This is a genomic window from Acinetobacter sp. AOR18_HL (genome assembly GCF_027855145.1).
Classification (GTDB): domain Bacteria; phylum Pseudomonadota; class Gammaproteobacteria; order Pseudomonadales; family Moraxellaceae; genus Acinetobacter; species Acinetobacter pittii.
Genome location: NZ_JAKTIG010000012.1, coordinates 1 through 16112, shown reverse-complemented (window position 1 = coordinate 16112; position 16112 = coordinate 1). Strand labels below are relative to the sequence as shown.

The following is a 16112-nucleotide window of genomic DNA, read 5'->3' as shown; positions in this document are numbered from 1 at the left end:
TTAATCCTAAAAGGATTAATAATCTACGCCCCAATTGACGTAAATACGACCAGCTTCAAGATCAACACGTTGTACTACATCTTTATGCCAAGGAATCATGCGCTCTTCTGAATCAATGCTGTCTGGGGTAGCATGCACCACCATCACATCATTAGCTCCAGTTTCAAACAACTCATGAATTTTCCCTAAGTTTACTTCCTGTTCTTCTTCATCAAGACCTAACACAGTTAAGCCCTTTAAATCTGACCAGTAGTATTCATCTACATCTGCTTTTGGCAGTTGAGACTTAGCAATCCAGATATTAGCGCCAACCAAGCTTTCCGCCCCAGTGCGATCACTCACACCTTTCAACGCAACAACTAGGCCTTTGCCATGTGGTTTCCAACGTTTTACATCTATTGTTTGCCAACCGGCCTTGGTCTCAATGTACCAAGGCAGGTAGTCAAACATGTTGCTCATAGGTTCTGTATTTGAATACACCCAGAGCCACCCATTCAATCCATAAGCTGAACGTAACTGTCCAATCTGAATACGATCTTCGGGAACATTCTGTGTTGATGTCATGGGCTACCTACTACAAAAATTATGCAGTAGCTTTTTTAGCTTGAGCAGCTAAAGAAGCAACACGTTCAGAAGGTTGAGCACCTTGAGAAACCCAGTGAGCAAAACGGTCTGCATCTAAACGAAGTTTTTCTGCTTGACCTTGTGCAGTCGGGTTAAAGAAACCGATACGCTCGATGAAACGACCATCACGTGCATTGCGGCTGTCAGTCACAACGATTTGATAGAATGGACGTTTTTTTGCGCCGCCACGTGCTAAACGAATAACAACCATGATAAAAGCCTTATAATTCTTACGGATTATCCCTGCGCCGACCATCGGCAACACTTCAAACCCCTTTCATAGAGGGCGACATTCTACGTGATTTTCGCCCTGAAAGAAAGATTATTTTTTGAGTTATCCGCAGTTTTGAATTTAAAATTACTGTAGCCAATTTGATGTGGCAGATAACGCACAATCAGTTGCACCTTTTGCCCAAAATTTTTGCCCTTGATCATTAAGACAAATGATCCCATCACCAGCTTGAGAACTAGTAGCAATAGGTGTAGCAGTTAACACCCAACTTGAATCAGTTATGCTAGCGAAAGCTAAGTTATATAAGGCTTGGCCTTGTTGAGGACTGACACTAGAACCATAAACCGATGTAATCGTTGCATTCGATGGATAGCGATTGTGAACTATTTTTTCTGATTCTAATGTTTGGGCAATATTCATCATTTCAGATTGAACAGCTGTACGATGTCCTTTGCGTAAATACTGCAAATACGAAGGTGTAGCTATAGCCGCTAAAATTGCAATTATTGCGACTACAATCATGAGTTCTATTAAAGTAAAACCATTCTTCATTGCCAATTCTCACTATTTGTTTCACATACATTGCAAGTGACTGCTCCACCACAGTCATTATCAACAGCCGTAGCTGTTAAACTTTGGCAACGCAAACCTGAATTCTTAGCAATAAAATTAAAATTTCTTGAATCTGTAGTTGTCGCTTTAATGACCCATGTCTGCCCATTTGCAGCAGCATTCGTCAATAAATTTCCTGTCGTCGTATCATCACTAATTTCAATCGTATAACCACCCCGTGGCAAAGTTACAGATGTCGTAGTAAATCCTCTATAGGTAAAGTTCTTGGATTTATGCCGTTCCAACTGTTCTGCCAATTTTAGAATTTCACCTTTAGCAGCAGAGGCAGTCGCTCTGCGGCTATAACTTTGATATGAAGGGATAGCAATCGAAGCAAAAATAGCGACAATCACGATGACAACCATGAGCTCAATCAAGGTAACACCCTGATTAAACCGTTGGATATAGTATTTATTCATAAGTCATCCTTTAGCGATAACGCTCATACCAGCGCGCAGGAACTAAGTGACTTGTACATTGCCACTCGCCCGTTCCACTCTCGTTTCCAGACAGCTTTAATTTCCCACAACTATTAGTCGCAGGTGGGTTATCCTCCGTTGGTACAAATGTTACGCCACGAATACCGGAGCCAATAACGTTTTTATTACATTCGGAAGCTCCTACTGGGCAATTAGTACCAGTTTGTGTTTTGAATCCACTTCCATTCTCTTTATTTTGATCAATTGACCCATCAGAATTAAGACAGGCACCAAATGGTAAACAGTAAGTCTGTTGATCCGTTTCACCTACTACACGGGGTAAACATGGGTCTGCCGCTACAATACCTGTTCCCTGCGGGTCATAAACAGGCACAATTAAAGTCCCTGTAATTGCCATAGGCTCTTCAAAAGCTTTTAGCCCACCTTTAATACGGAAATTATTATTAGCTTTCTCGGTACCATCGCTCATACTAGAAAGCGAGCGATACCAACCACTTTGCCCGACCCCAGTGTTTGGAAAGAAAATCTGTGCTACTCGTGTTTCCCCAGACCGTAAAATTTGTGGATTTTTTCGAAGCGTCGATCGAGTAATATCTTTTGTTTCAAGCTGGCTATCTGTTAAAGACATTAAATTCTTTTTAATAAAGTCTTTATCGATAATTCCATAAACGTTGTTTACAGGTCTTCCACTTAATGCTGTACTTGGTGACATCCCCTCACGGCCTGTAAGCGGATAAACATCTAAAGGTGTACTACGGTCACCTGAAGCAATACCGACAGTAATAAAAGTGCGGATTCCATAATCGTGAATTGTCACTGTGGGCGGTTCATAAAAACGCGGCGCATTCCCAGCGGTATAGTCGTTCGAGCTATCATAAGTAGCATCATTCGTTGCCAAATTGGCTAATCGAACAACTCGAACCCCGAAACTGCTATAAGTTGAATTTGTTTTTGTCTGGTTATTATTAAGATCGATACGGAAAATTTGCCCGCCTAAATCGCCAAAATATAAATGGTCGACTAAACCATCAGCATCTCGATCTAAGGTACTAATGCGACTAACAATACTGTGCTTCATATTAGAGTTATCTATATTAGAGCCTGTATCACTAGTCCACCATAAGCGCTCCCCAGTTTTAGCATCAATAATATAAACAGCATTCCCTTTTGCTTTTCCATTCGTAAAGCAAGAATTGCTCAAGGTAATATTCGGGTTTTCATAACATTGGTCGTAGCCACCACCAACAATCATAACGCGTTTAATAACTCCGTTATAACGTATATTTGCAAGTACAGGTTTAGACCAACTCTGCCCCATACGACTATAATCAGTTTGGTCTGCTCCTACTCTAAAGAGGAGCTTAGGTGAAGCAGGATTTAAGACATTTAAGCCATAATAACTGCTGCCCCCCATTCGCATGCCACCATAAATATTCATTTGCTTTGCAGTTACTTTTGATACTGCTGAACTACCGCTTCCTGTTGTAGTAATACTATATGCAGGATCAGATACCCAAGCCCCATCCATACCGTGAGCCGGAGCTGTAGTGTCACTTTGGCCAACCACTAAAGCTTTTGATGCAACTGGATCATTTAATATATCAGCGGGAACGAAAGCCATTTGTTCTACACCAGTTGAAGCATCCACAATATGCAGACCACCTTCCATCGTTCCATAGAGAATAGATTGTGCACGCGCAGATGTTAAATTCCCATTTTCATCTAATGTTCCATTATAGGTAAGCTGTACTGGTAAAGAGTGAATACTACCGCCCATCGATAAATAGGGTTCATTCAATGTAACTAATGACGAAGGTAAAGTCGTAGCGCTAATATCAGTTGAGTAACCTAGATAATTTAATATTTTTAATTTCAAGCCAATCGGGAAAGCTTTTAAAATATCTTGTCCAGTTGATGCATTAAATTTTCCTAAAACATAACTTGCTGTATTAGCCACACTATCAAAAGGATTAGTTCCTTCGGGGGGAGCAGCTGGGATTTTTAGCAAATTAGTTCCAGAAGTCGATATTTTCGTTAAGCTACCATCTGCCGCAACAGCGGAAACATCAGTAAATAAGTTGCGGATTTTAGTTTGTACTGCGTAATAATATTTTATGATATTTCCATCTTCATCACGTGTTTCATTTTGTCCAGCAATTGGTAAAGGAACTTTTGCATATGAACCACCTAAAAAGACGTTACCTCCATCATTATAATTAGAGCTATTCCAATAATCTTTCGTACCCGTTCTAAAAGCCCCACTTGCATTGTAAACCAACCCACCAGTGTTAGCTTCAAAAGCACCTGCATTGCCCCCTGATAAAACAACATGATATTTCTTTAAATTTCCACGCCATGTTAAGTAGGTGTTAGCTGGGTTTGGCTCTAAAGCCCGTAAGTAACCATATTCCTGTAAATTTTTAGGGTTTAGTGCATCATAAGGAACTGAGATAGCGCCAGTGGTTAAGGGTTGTAACGGAACTTTTTCTAAGTTATTAATAAATGCGATAACACTGTCTGTTACACCTTGCGCACTTTGGGTAGGGAAAAAACCTCCATTCCCATAACCAGGTGCAGCGACCGCATTTGTGGTCTGATTCGGTGAACACGCATCATCTCCTTTTCGGTCAGATTGGGTTCTCGAACTTAAACGACAGGCATTTTTTACATCAGAAGAACTTAAACTAGAAAAGTCACTACCAAAACCGACAAATGCTGTTTGAATAGAAACCCCAGCTGGGTTTTTTGTTTTATCAAATAATCTTTTTGCAAATTCCCCCATACAGGCCCAACCAGAGTCTGCTGTAGTGTTAGACAAACCTCCAGAACAAGTAAAATTTGCTCCCAAAGTGCTGCCTAGGGCTGTCGACATGACAGTTGCAGAACGCGTATTTGTTGTATTGTTCGGCTCCCCATCTGATAAAAAGTAGATTCCTTGCCCATCACAACTCTGGCGATTGGTCACCGCAGGTAAAGGAGATTGGTAAATAGCATTTAAATTAGAGGCATTTCTATCTACAACAATATTGGGATTGCTGGCTGTATCGTTTGATTTTGATTTTGGGATACCACTATCTGCATTTGCTACAGCATAATTAAAGGTGGTGTAGTAATAAGTATAAGAATAGGTCCAATCCGACGAAGTATCATAAGCAGTTGCCGTATCCACACCCGGATTAGAAGTTGACCAGTTACTCCAATAGCTATTAGAGCGACAAGGTTGCCATAGATTTGTGGTATCGATTTGTGAATCGCGATAATTCATACAATATGAGTATTCCGTTCTATTATCAGATTTTCGCACACGCTTTATATAGCTATCTTTTCGGATAGCATAATTCGCCTCTGAATAGGTCGTTGTACCCATCAAATAAGCAGCAGCTTCCGCATAAGCATGTGCTGAAGGCGTTGACCCGCCAGCAGTTAAATTTGCAACAGCCTGTTTTAATTTATAACGTTGAGAACCCACTGTATTTAACGTACTCGCATCTCCTAAAGGAGCAGCAGCCACTAAAACCTGCCCACTTCGGCTATCACCATTTGCAGAGAAATTTCCCAACCCCACACGAGTGTCATTTAAAACAGGATTATTACTTGCTAAAAAAGCATTCATACCATTTTTAAGCATGGCCAGACGGTTTTCGCCATAACTATTGTTGGTCATACTTCCTGATGTATCCAACATCATCACAATAGTTTTTTTACCAGCTGTAGGTGAAGCATAAATTTGTAAATCACTCGCCTGCACAACGGAGCTTGTCATTAGCCATGTAAAAGCAACTGAACTCGAACAGATGGCATACCATAAATTATTTGGCTTAAAATTCTTCAATTTTAGTTTCACGATATTCCCCGTTATGAACCTGGTGCCGTAATTTGAGTGAGTTTATTGGTATAGTTAAATTCTTGAACTTGAGTACTAAAAGGCACGTTATGATTTGCCAAACACTCCGCCAATGTTTGTTTAGCCGTTAATGCGGTATCAAAATTGTCGCTAATTTTTGCTGCACTCGTGCTTAAGCAATCTCTTTGTAAAGTTTCAATAGAGGTAGATGCATAGGCTGGCAAAAAAGCAGTTGTAATCACCCGAATACGTTGCGTAGACAACATGCTTTTAGGTAGTTGCGTACCTTCCGAGGTGTTTGTTCCTCGTGGTAAATTTGAACCTGGAATATCGTTAGCAGCATCTGTTGGAACACTTACAGCAACTTGGGTAACCACTGCTTGACGATTACTTCCATAGTCAGTTGTTAAATTGCAGAAACCCGCCACTCCGCCATCTTCGACAACCGCATTATTGGCACTTCCTGCTCGAAGTAAACTTGCGCCTCTAGTCTGAGCAAAATTTGTTGATGTAGAAACAGGCTTATAACAAAAATTGTATTCTGCACCTGGGTTACTTTCATGCTCTTTAAGCGCGGCACCAATCACATTAGTAATATTAGTTAGGGTGGTAGGATTCATCTGCACAATGAGTTCTAAAGGAGTGTCAGATGACTGAAAATTTAATTGGCTAACTTGGCTATTGGTAGCAACTTTTAAAGAAACAATAGCCACTCTTATTGCTAAAACGCCTACAGAAATAACAATCAATAAAATAATAAGCACAACAATAAGGGTTGCCCCTTTTTCCTTAGATCTACTCTTATGAATTAAATGGGTCATAGACTTTCCCCCATCGCGTTGCGTAGAGCAATTGTTAAGTTATAAGTGCGGCGTAAGAATCGAGTTGTATTATCAGAAGCATGCACGGTTTGATCTAACATAAAAAAAGATTGCTCAGGATCTATTGCTTTGCTTTGGGCATTATTAGTAGAGCGCGCTAATACAGATATTTGTATTGAAAGAATTCGTGGCGGCATCACAGATGGTGTGGCATCTCGGGCAGCCTGTGCAGCAGCGCGATATTGGGGAATGGTATAATAAGCAAAATTGCCAGCCGCATTTTTTGCACCAAACAGCACATGGAAATGATCAATACGCGGCAATACAATTTGACCAGCGTCGCCTAACCCAGCAACAGTGGTCGGTTGAGCTGTGGCTACAGTAGAGGGAGTATTTGCATCACATGCAAGTGCATAATCTTGCTGGGAACTACCATTGCTATCCAGACGTAAAAAATAACGCTCTACAATTAAATCACCTGCAAGTACATTTACACCTTCACAATTGGTCATATTCGTAGGTGCAATAAATTGGATAGTCAGCTGATCACTTTGCACAGCAGCATTTGAAGTGTTCTGTATATTTGAAAGACCTTTCCAGTGATTACTCACAGTACTCACCGTATCACCTGCACCACGACTAAGTAATGTGTCAGCAATATAGGTATTTGTTCCAACGTTAGGGACAAAATTAACATTGTTGTTATTGGTTGCAGTTGAACCAGTTAATACAACACCGCCCCAAGGGGTCGTATCAGTTAATATTGGGTTGGTTACATTTCCATAATTTAGAAGGCGTATATCACGGGCAATATATTCCAAGCCAAAAATACCGCTATCTTGTATTTCAGCATTTGCTTTTTGTAGACGACTTGATAGAAGTCCACCAATAAATAATTGAGTTGCCGCGGCTACTAAAATTAGACCTAAAGCCAATGCAACCATCAGCTCAATTAATGTAAAGCCTCGTTGTTTCCATAATACAAATGAGTGAGCCATTAATATGCCTCCATCATTAAACAGTTCGAATTATTGACATAAACGCCATTTGTACTCATACAGCTCGACACATCCGCGCTCGTGACTCCCTCATTTGTTGTAATTACTGGAGCGGTTTTTCCCCAAAAAACAAACAAACATTGCCTCTGCTGGGCCATTGTGCTTGTAACCCCTGGGCAATTTGTCATTGTAATTTTCATGCCAAGTTGATCAGCATTTCTTGCTGCTTGATATGCATCAAATTGGGCAAGCTGAGAAGGTGTACAAGCTGCATTGAAACACAACGTAGGAGCTGCGGTGGTAGATGAATAATTGCTATAACTACGGACAAATGCGGGATATTGACTAGCTTGAGAACTATTTACGCGAATGTTTTCTGCTAATCCTCTCATGATCATAATCGCTTGAGATTTGCTTAATGCCTCTGAGGAAGCATCCATAGCCCGAACTTGCAAGGCAACATATCCTAAAACCCCTATCGCAATTAAAATTAAGGCAACCAACACTTCTAATAAACCTACCCCAACTTGAGCTTTTCGTTTAGAGCCCTGCATTAACATGTCTCCTCAGCTTTAAAAATTAATGTGCCAAGCTTTGTTAAAATAAGAATTTTCTTTTTATTTATTTTTGAATTACAAATAGATAAAAGTGTGTCTTGGGTGATATTGGTTATCACCCCATTCGCATTAAAAGTTAAAGTCGTCGCTGTTAATGAACTCTGCGTACCATCAGCAGCGATATTTTTAAGTTCAAGACTGTTATTGGAATCAGCTTTCCAATTCAAGGAAGTGGGATTATTTAAAGCTGTTGAATTCAGATTAATAGAAACATCTTGTCGACCAAGTATGGCTTGGCTCTTTGCTTCCGATAAAGTATTGATTAGATCTCGTTGGTTTCCATCTAGTCGTTTGCTTTCTAATAAATTCGACATAGATGGTGCAGCCATCATCGCAATAATAGCCATGACCGCAATCGTCACCATAAGCTCAACCAAGGTGAACCCATCTTGCGGAATAATTCCCCTCATCCCCATACCCCAAATAAACTTTAAAATTTTTTATTTATTAATTAAATTTTACGTCTTATGTTTACAAAACAAATACAAAGCAGATAAAGGGTATAAAAAAACAGATAACTGTCATATCAACAATTATCTGTTTAACTTTTTAAAATCAGTATGTTAAATACATCACACTTTACGCTTGAGTCACATGAATGCGTAATTCTTTAGGAAGACTAAAGGTTATATTCTCTTCACGCCCATCTAATTCTTTCGGTGCTTGAGCACCCCAATCTTGTAAACGTTGAATCACTTGTTTAATCAAAATTTCTGGCGCAGAGGCACCAGCAGTAACACCAATTTTACACGTCTCATTAAACCATGACTGCTCTAACTGTTCAGCATTATCTACAAGGTAAGCGGCTTTACCCATACGCTCTGCAAGCTCACGTAATCGATTTGAATTTGATGAGTTAGGTGAACCTACAACTAAAACCACATCACACTTTTCAGCTAAATCACGTACAGCATCTTGTCTGTTTTGAGTTGCGTAGCAAATGTCATCTTTACGCGGACCCTGAATATGCGGAAATTTAGCACGCAAAGCATCAATAACTTTAGCTGTATCATCAATAGAAAGCGTTGTTTGAGTTACAAATGCAAGTTTCTCAGGATGTCGTACGGTAAGTGCAGCAACATCTTCTTCATCTTCAACCAGATAAATATCACCGCCTTTTAATTTGTCATATTGCCCCATTGTACCTTCGACTTCCGGGTGCCCCTCATGACCAATTAAAATAGCTTCAGTACCTTCACGCGCATATTTAGTCACTTCAATATGAACTTTGGTCACTAAAGGACAAGTCGCATCGAAAACTTTTAAACCTCGGCGTTCAGCTTCTTGTTGAACTGCTTTTGAAACACCATGCGCACTAAAAATTACAATTGAGTCATCCGGAACCTGATCTAGTTCATCAACAAAAACGGCCCCTCTTTGACGTAGGTCATCTACCACAAATTTATTGTGTACAACTTCATGACGTACATAAATAGGAGGGTTGAAACATTCTAAAGCCCGATTGACGATTGCTATGGCTCGATCAACACCGGCACAAAAACCACGCGGATTAGCTAACACAATTTCCATAACAGCCTCAAAATTAATAAAACAGGGGAATTTCTCTTGAATATTTGCAATTAAAACTATTCAGTTTAAACGCACGGTACACTACAATAGCGAAGATATTTTATCATATCAGGAAAAATATCATGTCGGGTCTATTGTTTGTCGTTTCTGCTGCATCAGGAACGGGCAAAACATCTTTGGTAAAAGCCCTGCTTGACCGTGTGAGCAATTTACATGTTTCAGTCTCGCATACAACCCGAGGTCAACGTCCCGGTGAGTTAGATGGTGTTCACTATCACTTCACTACAAAAGATGAATTTCTAGACCAAGTCAACCATGATGGATTTATCGAATACGCTGAAGTATTTGGTAACTACTATGGCACTTCTCAAGCTACGGTAAAACAACAGTTAGCTCAAGGACACGATGTCTTACTTGAAATTGATTGGCAAGGTGCAGAACAAGTACGCAAACTTTTCCCTGAGTCCAAGCAAATATTTATTTTACCTCCAACTCAATTTGATTTACGTCAGCGTTTATCTAATCGCGGCACTGACTCAGTTGAAGTCATTGAGCATCGTTTAAGCTGTGCAGTTGAAGATATGCAGCACTACACGAACTTTGATTACATCATTATCAATGATGATTTTAATAAAGCCTTACATGAGCTTGAAGCTGTGATTACAGCGAACCGTTTGGTGCTATCTCAGCAAGCAAAACGTCATCAAGCTTTAATTCAGGACTTGATTACTCCTCAACCAAAACAGGAATAACTTGAGTCTAGATCGAAAGCCTTTTATACTATTTAGTCTGTTCAAATTTACCATTCCAGAACGAGAACTTTTATGGCACGCGTCACCGTTGAAGATTGTTTAGATCATGTAGACAACCGTTTTGAGCTTGTGCTCGTTGCAAGTAAACGTGCTCGTCAATTGGCACGTCAAGGCATGGAGCCAACTGTAGAATGGGATAACGACAAACCGACTGTAGTTTCTTTGCGCGAAATCGCGGCAGGGCACGTTACGAAAGAAATTCTTAAACAACGTGAGCAAGATTACCAAACTTCTAGTCTTGATCTTGCCCTTTCTACAAACAGCTTGAATTTAGAAGGTTTTTCTTTCTAATTCATTTTGTTTCATAAAAAAACCATCGTTTTTCTGCGATGGTTTTTTATTTGGCTTTGCGCCATATTCAAACATATTGGGAAAAGCAATTATTTTCATTGAAAAAAAAATACACTTTTTCAAATGAAAAAATTGACAAGTTCCGCAATATGCTTTTCATTAAGAAGCAGATAGATTTAGTTTTTCAGTAATAGGAAAAAGGGTGATTTATGCCAGGCGAAGAGGTCAGCCAAGCCAAGCAACAGCTCAAATTAATTATCGACCCTTACTTATCGGTAAGAGAAGTCGAAAAAGTGCTTGCTGCCTGCGATTTTGCCGATCTAGCGCATACTGGCATTACACGTAAAAGTGGTGAGCCCTATATTCTACATCCGATTGCTGTAAGCTGCATTCTTGCAAACATGCGTTTAGATGCTGAAACTTTAATGGCAGCACTTTTGCATGATGTTATTGAAGATACTCAATATACAAAAGAAGATATTATTGACAAGTTTGGCCTAACAGTTGCAGAGCTAGTCGATGGTGTAACCAAACTTAGCCAATCTAGCGATAAAGAATATAACAAGGCAGCTTCATTCCGAAAAATTCTGCAAGCAACTTTACAAGATCCACGTGTCATCATTATTAAATTAGCAGATCGCTATCATAATATGACAACTCTAGGGGCTTTACGTCCAGACAAACGTGCCCGCATTGCTCAAGAAACTTTTGATATATTTGTACCGATGGCAAGATTAGTCGGCATGAATGAAATGGGCGATAATCTAGAGAATCTCTGTTATCAAAACCTTGATCTAGATATGTTTGATAACGTTCAAAATGCTTTGCTTCAAACAAAACCAGAACGCTGTAAATATCAAAGTATTTGGGAACAAAACCTCGCTGAACTTCTGCATAATTATCATATTCAAGGCCGTATTAAAAAGAAAAATAATAATATCGAATTATTACGCCATTTCGTTAAAAACGAGATGGATCTCCAAGAGCTTACCCATAGTCATGCTTTTGAAATTGTTCTGCAAAGCATTGCCGACTGTGACCGCTTAGAAGAAGCATTAAGAGAAAATTTTCAGGTTATCCAGTACCAAGACCACATTCGTCGCCCCTTACCTGGTGGTAATCAGTCTTTATTGATTAAACTTAAAGGCGAAAAAACGACTCTATCTCTTACCATTCAAACCGAGCTCATGCGTAAAGCTGCCCGTTTTGGGGTGGTTTTAGGTGAAAATGCGCCACAAACTTGCCGCTCTGCTATTCAGGCTTCAATGCAGAACTTAAATACATTGATTGACGGTGAATGTGCTAAAACAACTTTTAATGATTTGCTTGATTATCTACACCAAGAAAAAATCTGGGTATATACACCACACGGTCAACTGCATGAGCTACCGCAAGGCGCTACCGTAGTTGATTTTGCTTATTCAGCTAGCTTATTTTTAGGTAACCATGCGGTTGGTGCAAAAGTCGATGGAGAGATTAAACCACTCTCTACACCATTAGTTAGTGGTCAGGTTATCGAGATTATTACGGATGTTTTAGCGACACCAAACCCAGACTGGCTAAGCTTTATTAATACGCAAAAAGCGCGTCGTGCATTACAGCATGTGCTTAAAGATCAAGATATTGAAGAACAACGCCTTGTTGGTGCACAAGCACTTTCTCGTGCACTAAAACTTTTTAATCGTTCAATCAATGATCTTTCTGAAGCTGACTGGCTAGATCTATTGCAATGGCGCCATATCGATAACAAAAATACATTGTTTGAACAAATTGCGGTTGGCGATTTACTACCTCAACTTGTAGCAAATCACTTGTTTGCTCATGACAAACATCCGCAAGTAGAAAACTCAGATCGACTTATTCAAAGCACTGAAGGGGTCGATGTTAAATATGCACACTGCTGCAACCCTATTCTAGGCGATCCAATTCAAGGACATTTAACACGTCGCGGGTTAATTGTGCATCGTATTCGCTGTCATAATTTGCTACATGAACAACATCTACATCCTGAAAATATCATGCCGCTTCAATGGAAAGCAGATGATGTAGATGATGTCCGTTTTACAGCGTACCTTGCTATTTATATGGCGATGAATGATGAACAAGTATCAGACCTGATCTATCAATGTCGTAAAAACAATGCTGGTGTAGAGATGGTTCACTCAAATGAGCAAAGAACTTTTGTGAATATTGTAGTGAATAACCGTAAGCATATTGCAAAAGTCATTCGTGATTTACGCATGCACTATGGTTTCCCGCGCATTGAACGTTTAGATGCCCCTGCTCCACAAATGGAAATTTCAAAAGTAAGTTAAATCTTTATAGAGACTATTGGTTATAAATTTTTGTTTCCTTAACAAAATCAAACTTTCCAAATTCACTTAATCAATTAAATCGATGATACTTTTGTCCAAAGCTATCATCGATTATGATGGAAATAGATTTAATCAAGGAGAACCAAATGTCCCGCCAAGTCATTCATACTGAAAATGCCCCTGCTGCTATCGGCACATACTCTCAAGCTATTTTAGTAGACAATACGCTATATCTTTCAGGGCAAATTGGTTTAGACCCATACAGTATGGAACTTGTAGAAGGTATCGAAGCTCAAATTCGCCGTGTATTTGATAATTTAAAAGCAGTTTGTGAAGCTGCTGGTGGTTCACTTGCAGATATTGCTAAGCTCAATATTTTTTTAACTGATCTATCAAATTTCCAACTCGTAAACCAAATTATGGGTGAATATTTTGCTCAGCCCTACCCTGCACGTGCAGCTCTTGGTGTAGCAAGCTTGCCAAAAGGCGCACTAGTGGAAATGGACGGAATTGTAATTATTAATCAATAAGATATAAATTTTCAAACTATCCAATTTTAAATATTTAGTTTTTAAAAAACGAACCACCTTGGCATAAAAATCTAAATTCTTTTTAGATTTCCGCTTAGGTGGTATTTTTTTATCCAAAATCCCAATAATGATAAATGAGATTTTAAATGAATTTCATTGACAAACGATAATAATTATCAATAATATCAATTATCGCATTTATATTTGGGGATCACTCCCATGTACGTTTGCTTGTGTCGTGGCATTACCGATCAGGATATTAAAGACGCTATTGAAAATGGCGCTGAAAGCTATCGTGAAATTCGCGATTTGCTTGATCTTGGTACATGCTGTGGACGCTGTGCACCAGAAGCTCGCGCTATTATTAGCGAAGAATTAGCAGAAATCGCTGCTCGCATTTCTGTAGCTGCATAATAAAAATTAATATTTAACAAAATTTATTGACTCCTCCACCGCTTTTTGCGGAACCTTTATAGTTCCTCATTCAAGCGGTTTTTTTTGACATAAAAACCTCCTTTTTAATATTGTGTTGTTTTTGATTGCGATTTTCATTTGCTGTTCCATAAATTACTCGCCATCTCCATGATTGTTCACTAAAATGGATTTATAGATTGCCTTAATTAAGTTTGAGGCAGAAATTGTTTTGGAGTAGCTACAATGAAAGGCAATCGTGATGTCATTAATCAGCTTAACCAAGTGCTGTATCATCATTTAACTGCAATTAATCAATACTTTTTACATTCACGCATGTTTAATGACTGGGGAATTGAGCAGCTTGGCTCTGCTGAATATAAAGAATCAATTCGTCAAATGAAGCATGCAGATAAAATCATTGAACGTATTTTATTTTTAGAAGGACTACCTAACCTTCAACATTTAGGTAAGCTTTATATTGGTCAACACACAGAAGAAGTTCTGCACTGTGACATTCGTAAAGTAAAAGAAAATATAGAAGCAATTCAAAAAGCGGTTGCTTTAGCTGAAACAGAGCAAGATTATGTCACTCGTGACCTTGTTCAAGAAATTCTAGAAAAAGAAGAAGAATACTGGGACTGGCTAGATACTCAAATTGATCTTATTGGCAATGTTGGTATTGAAAATTATATCCAGAGCCAAATGTAATTTCTCGAGCCTGTAAATTATTTTGTGTAAGTTCCATTTTTTATAAATGATCTTTTAATCGATCATCGAACTGAATCGTAAACCAATTCATTGCTAAACGCCAATTTTGAATTGGCATCGTCCATTTCTTCGCAGCATTTGATGTTGCTAAGTAAATGACCTTCTTTACTGAGTCATCAGATGAAAAGATTTTCCTTTTCTTCGTTGAATGGCGTATTACGCTATTCAACGACTCAATCGCATTTGTTGTATAAATTGCATGACGTATTTCGGCTGGATAGCTAAAGATCGTTCGGATATTTTCCCAATTGGCCCGCCAGGATTCTCCAATTTTGGGATACTGGTGATTCCATTGATCACAGAAGATGTCTAGGGATTTTAAAGCATTTTCCTCTGTACTTGCCTGATAAATCGCTTTCAGACCCGACGTAACAGCTTTGTAGTCTTTCCAGCTTACAAATCTCAGGCTATTGCGTACAACATGCACGATACACAGTTGAATATCAGTATGAGGGTAAACAGAGGCTATCGCGTCAGGGAAGCCTTTTAATCCATCTACACAGGCAACAAGAATGTCCTGTACTCCTCGATTTTTTAGCTCTGTCATGACTGACAGCCAGAATTTGGCACCTTCTGTCTGAGCAATCCACATACCCAGTAATTCTTTTTGCCCATCCATATTGATGCCTAAAGCAAGGTATACGGACTTGTTAATCACATTGGAGTGCTGACGGACTTTGACAACAATACAGTCAAGATAGACAACAGGATAAAGGCTATCTAAGGCTCTATTTTGCCACTCAGTCACTTGCTCAATCACAGCATCGGTAACTTTGCTGATGAGAGATGCTGACACATCGGCATCGTACATTTCTTTGAAGAAGGCTACAATTTCCCTATTAGTCATTCCTTTTGCATACAGTGAGAGGATTTGGTCATCCATACTGGTGATGCGTGTTTGGTGCTTTTTGATAATTTGTGGCTCAAATGAACCTTCTCGATCACGGGGAATATCTAAAGCCAGTTGTCCATCTTGAGTTGTAATGGTTTTAGAACTAAACCCATTACGGCTATTTGAGCCTTTCTTGGGCTGATGCTTTTCATAACCGAGATGGTCTGAAAGTTCAGTATTGAGTGCAGTTTCAATCATGAATTTTTTAAAGACTGCTGTCATTTGGTTTAAGTCTTCTGGTGTTTTTAGACCTTTAGCCAATTCGGCAGCCATACTTTTGATTGTTGCTTCATCCATGTGAAGTACCTTTTGTAATTATCCTCTGAAGGATAAATGAAAATTAAGTACTTACACAAAATTTAGAACAGTCCC

18 protein-coding genes and 1 pseudogene are annotated in these 16112 nt (G+C 39.2%); 7 read left to right on the top strand and 12 right to left on the bottom strand.

What is annotated here, in order from left to right; translation table 11 throughout:
- Positions 1–15 precede the first annotated feature (15 nt).
- The 10 genes from rimM to ispH form a co-directional block, all read right to left on the bottom strand.
- On the bottom strand, positions 16–564 hold the full coding sequence (gene rimM / locus MKL51_RS03140; RefSeq protein WP_002116736.1) for a ribosome maturation factor RimM: 549 nt from the start codon (positions 562–564) through the stop codon (positions 16–18).
- Between the two features lie 19 nt (positions 565–583).
- Positions 584–835: a 30S ribosomal protein S16 gene (rpsP, locus tag MKL51_RS03135; RefSeq protein WP_000260334.1), complete on the bottom strand. Its 252-nt coding sequence runs from the start codon at positions 833–835 to the stop codon at positions 584–586.
- Positions 836–982: 147 nt separating this feature from the next.
- Entirely contained in the window at positions 983–1408 is a 426-nt protein-coding gene (locus MKL51_RS03130) for a type IV pilin protein (RefSeq protein WP_002117055.1), read from the bottom strand.
- On the bottom strand, positions 1405–1887 hold the full coding sequence (locus MKL51_RS03125; RefSeq protein WP_002116770.1) for a type IV pilin protein: 483 nt from the start codon (positions 1885–1887) through the stop codon (positions 1405–1407). Before MKL51_RS03125 ends, MKL51_RS03130 begins: the two co-directional genes overlap by 4 nt.
- A gap of 10 nt (positions 1888–1897) precedes the next feature.
- Positions 1898–5752 carry a PilC/PilY family type IV pilus protein gene (locus tag MKL51_RS03120; RefSeq protein ID WP_017481715.1) on the bottom strand — a complete coding sequence of 1285 codons (3855 nt, stop codon included), beginning with the start codon at positions 5750–5752 and terminating at the stop codon, positions 1898–1900.
- Between the two features lie 11 nt (positions 5753–5763).
- Positions 5764–6573 carry a PilX N-terminal domain-containing pilus assembly protein gene (locus MKL51_RS03115; RefSeq protein ID WP_017481716.1) on the bottom strand — a complete coding sequence of 270 codons (810 nt, stop codon included), beginning with the start codon at positions 6571–6573 and terminating at the stop codon, positions 5764–5766.
- Entirely contained in the window at positions 6570–7571 is a 1002-nt protein-coding gene (locus MKL51_RS03110; RefSeq protein WP_017481717.1) for a PilW family protein, read from the bottom strand. The genes MKL51_RS03115 and MKL51_RS03110 overlap by 4 nt, the downstream gene beginning before the upstream one ends.
- Positions 7571–8131 carry a type IV pilus modification protein PilV gene (pilV, locus tag MKL51_RS03105; protein ID WP_079381023.1) on the bottom strand — a complete coding sequence of 187 codons (561 nt, stop codon included), beginning with the start codon at positions 8129–8131 and terminating at the stop codon, positions 7571–7573. Before pilV ends, MKL51_RS03110 begins: the two co-directional genes overlap by 1 nt.
- The gene (locus MKL51_RS03100; protein WP_017481718.1) at positions 8125–8598 is read right to left on the bottom strand and encodes a pilus assembly FimT family protein; all 474 of its coding nucleotides are present in this window, start codon (positions 8596–8598) and stop codon (positions 8125–8127) included. The genes pilV and MKL51_RS03100 overlap by 7 nt, the downstream gene beginning before the upstream one ends.
- Positions 8599–8767: 169 nt before the next feature.
- Positions 8768–9718 carry a 4-hydroxy-3-methylbut-2-enyl diphosphate reductase gene (gene ispH / locus MKL51_RS03095; RefSeq protein ID WP_270904175.1) on the bottom strand — a complete coding sequence of 317 codons (951 nt, stop codon included), beginning with the start codon at positions 9716–9718 and terminating at the stop codon, positions 8768–8770.
- 122 nt (positions 9719–9840) lie between these two features.
- Here ispH and gmk point away from each other — a divergent pair, with 122 nt between their 5' ends.
- The 5 genes from gmk to MKL51_RS03070 all read left to right on the top strand — a co-directional run bounded on the left by gmk (position 9841) and on the right by MKL51_RS03070 (position 13666).
- Entirely contained in the window at positions 9841–10470 is a 630-nt protein-coding gene (gmk, locus tag MKL51_RS03090) for a guanylate kinase (protein ID WP_005804544.1), read from the top strand.
- A 72-nt stretch (positions 10471–10542) separates the two neighbouring features.
- Entirely contained in the window at positions 10543–10821 is a 279-nt protein-coding gene (rpoZ, locus tag MKL51_RS03085) for a DNA-directed RNA polymerase subunit omega (protein WP_002116990.1), read from the top strand.
- A 38-nt stretch (positions 10822–10859) separates the two neighbouring features.
- Positions 10860–11012, top strand: coding sequence for a hypothetical protein (locus tag MKL51_RS03080; protein ID WP_107908592.1), 153 nt, complete (start codon positions 10860–10862; stop codon positions 11010–11012).
- A gap of 18 nt (positions 11013–11030) precedes the next feature.
- Entirely contained in the window at positions 11031–13136 is a 2106-nt protein-coding gene (locus MKL51_RS03075) for a RelA/SpoT family protein (RefSeq protein ID WP_017481720.1), read from the top strand.
- Between the two features lie 146 nt (positions 13137–13282).
- On the top strand, positions 13283–13666 hold the full coding sequence (locus tag MKL51_RS03070) for a RidA family protein (RefSeq protein WP_002116996.1): 384 nt from the start codon (positions 13283–13285) through the stop codon (positions 13664–13666).
- On the opposite strand, the pseudogene MKL51_RS03065 reads toward MKL51_RS03070, so the two are convergent.
- A pseudogene (locus MKL51_RS03065) lies at positions 13656–13783 on the bottom strand (hypothetical protein). The gene MKL51_RS03070 and the pseudogene MKL51_RS03065 overlap by 11 nt on opposite strands.
- A gap of 102 nt (positions 13784–13885) precedes the next feature.
- Between MKL51_RS03065 and MKL51_RS03060 the strand changes: the two are divergent.
- Together MKL51_RS03060 and bfr are read left to right on the top strand one after the other, a co-directional pair.
- Positions 13886–14080 carry a bacterioferritin-associated ferredoxin gene (locus MKL51_RS03060; RefSeq protein WP_000289091.1) on the top strand — a complete coding sequence of 65 codons (195 nt, stop codon included), beginning with the start codon at positions 13886–13888 and terminating at the stop codon, positions 14078–14080.
- A 243-nt stretch (positions 14081–14323) separates the two neighbouring features.
- A complete protein-coding gene (bfr, locus tag MKL51_RS03055; protein WP_005067113.1) occupies positions 14324–14788 on the top strand; it encodes a heteropolymeric bacterioferritin subunit Bfr in 465 nt (154 codons plus the stop codon).
- 40 nt (positions 14789–14828) lie between these two features.
- Here bfr and MKL51_RS03050 read toward each other — a convergent pair whose 3' ends face one another.
- The gene (locus MKL51_RS03050) at positions 14829–16037 is read right to left on the bottom strand and encodes an IS256-like element ISAba26 family transposase (protein ID WP_000343018.1); all 1209 of its coding nucleotides are present in this window, start codon (positions 16035–16037) and stop codon (positions 14829–14831) included.
- Between the last annotated feature and the right edge of the window lie 75 nt (positions 16038–16112).

Coding starts and splice junctions, on each gene's coding strand:
- rimM (WP_002116736.1), bottom strand. CDS start 564: ATGACATCAACACAGAATGTTCCCGAAGATCGTATTCAGATTGGACAG.
- rpsP (WP_000260334.1), bottom strand. CDS start 835: ATGGTTGTTATTCGTTTAGCACGTGGCGGCGCAAAAAAACGTCCATTC.
- MKL51_RS03130 (WP_002117055.1), bottom strand. CDS start 1,408: ATGAAGAATGGTTTTACTTTAATAGAACTCATGATTGTAGTCGCAATA.
- MKL51_RS03125 (WP_002116770.1), bottom strand. CDS start 1,887: ATGAATAAATACTATATCCAACGGTTTAATCAGGGTGTTACCTTGATT.
- MKL51_RS03115 (WP_017481716.1), bottom strand. CDS start 6,573: ATGACCCATTTAATTCATAAGAGTAGATCTAAGGAAAAAGGGGCAACC.
- MKL51_RS03110 (WP_017481717.1), bottom strand. CDS start 7,571: ATGGCTCACTCATTTGTATTATGGAAACAACGAGGCTTTACATTAATT.
- pilV (WP_079381023.1), bottom strand. CDS start 8,131: ATGTTAATGCAGGGCTCTAAACGAAAAGCTCAAGTTGGGGTAGGTTTA.
- MKL51_RS03100 (WP_017481718.1), bottom strand. CDS start 8,598: ATGAGGGGAATTATTCCGCAAGATGGGTTCACCTTGGTTGAGCTTATG.
- ispH (WP_270904175.1), bottom strand. CDS start 9,718: ATGGAAATTGTGTTAGCTAATCCGCGTGGTTTTTGTGCCGGTGTTGAT.
- gmk (WP_005804544.1), top strand. CDS start 9,841: ATGTCGGGTCTATTGTTTGTCGTTTCTGCTGCATCAGGAACGGGCAAA.
- rpoZ (WP_002116990.1), top strand. CDS start 10,543: ATGGCACGCGTCACCGTTGAAGATTGTTTAGATCATGTAGACAACCGT.
- MKL51_RS03080 (WP_107908592.1), top strand. CDS start 10,860: ATGGTTTTTTATTTGGCTTTGCGCCATATTCAAACATATTGGGAAAAG.
- MKL51_RS03075 (WP_017481720.1), top strand. CDS start 11,031: ATGCCAGGCGAAGAGGTCAGCCAAGCCAAGCAACAGCTCAAATTAATT.
- MKL51_RS03070 (WP_002116996.1), top strand. CDS start 13,283: ATGTCCCGCCAAGTCATTCATACTGAAAATGCCCCTGCTGCTATCGGC.
- MKL51_RS03060 (WP_000289091.1), top strand. CDS start 13,886: ATGTACGTTTGCTTGTGTCGTGGCATTACCGATCAGGATATTAAAGAC.
- bfr (WP_005067113.1), top strand. CDS start 14,324: ATGAAAGGCAATCGTGATGTCATTAATCAGCTTAACCAAGTGCTGTAT.
- MKL51_RS03050 (WP_000343018.1), bottom strand. CDS start 16,037: ATGGATGAAGCAACAATCAAAAGTATGGCTGCCGAATTGGCTAAAGGT.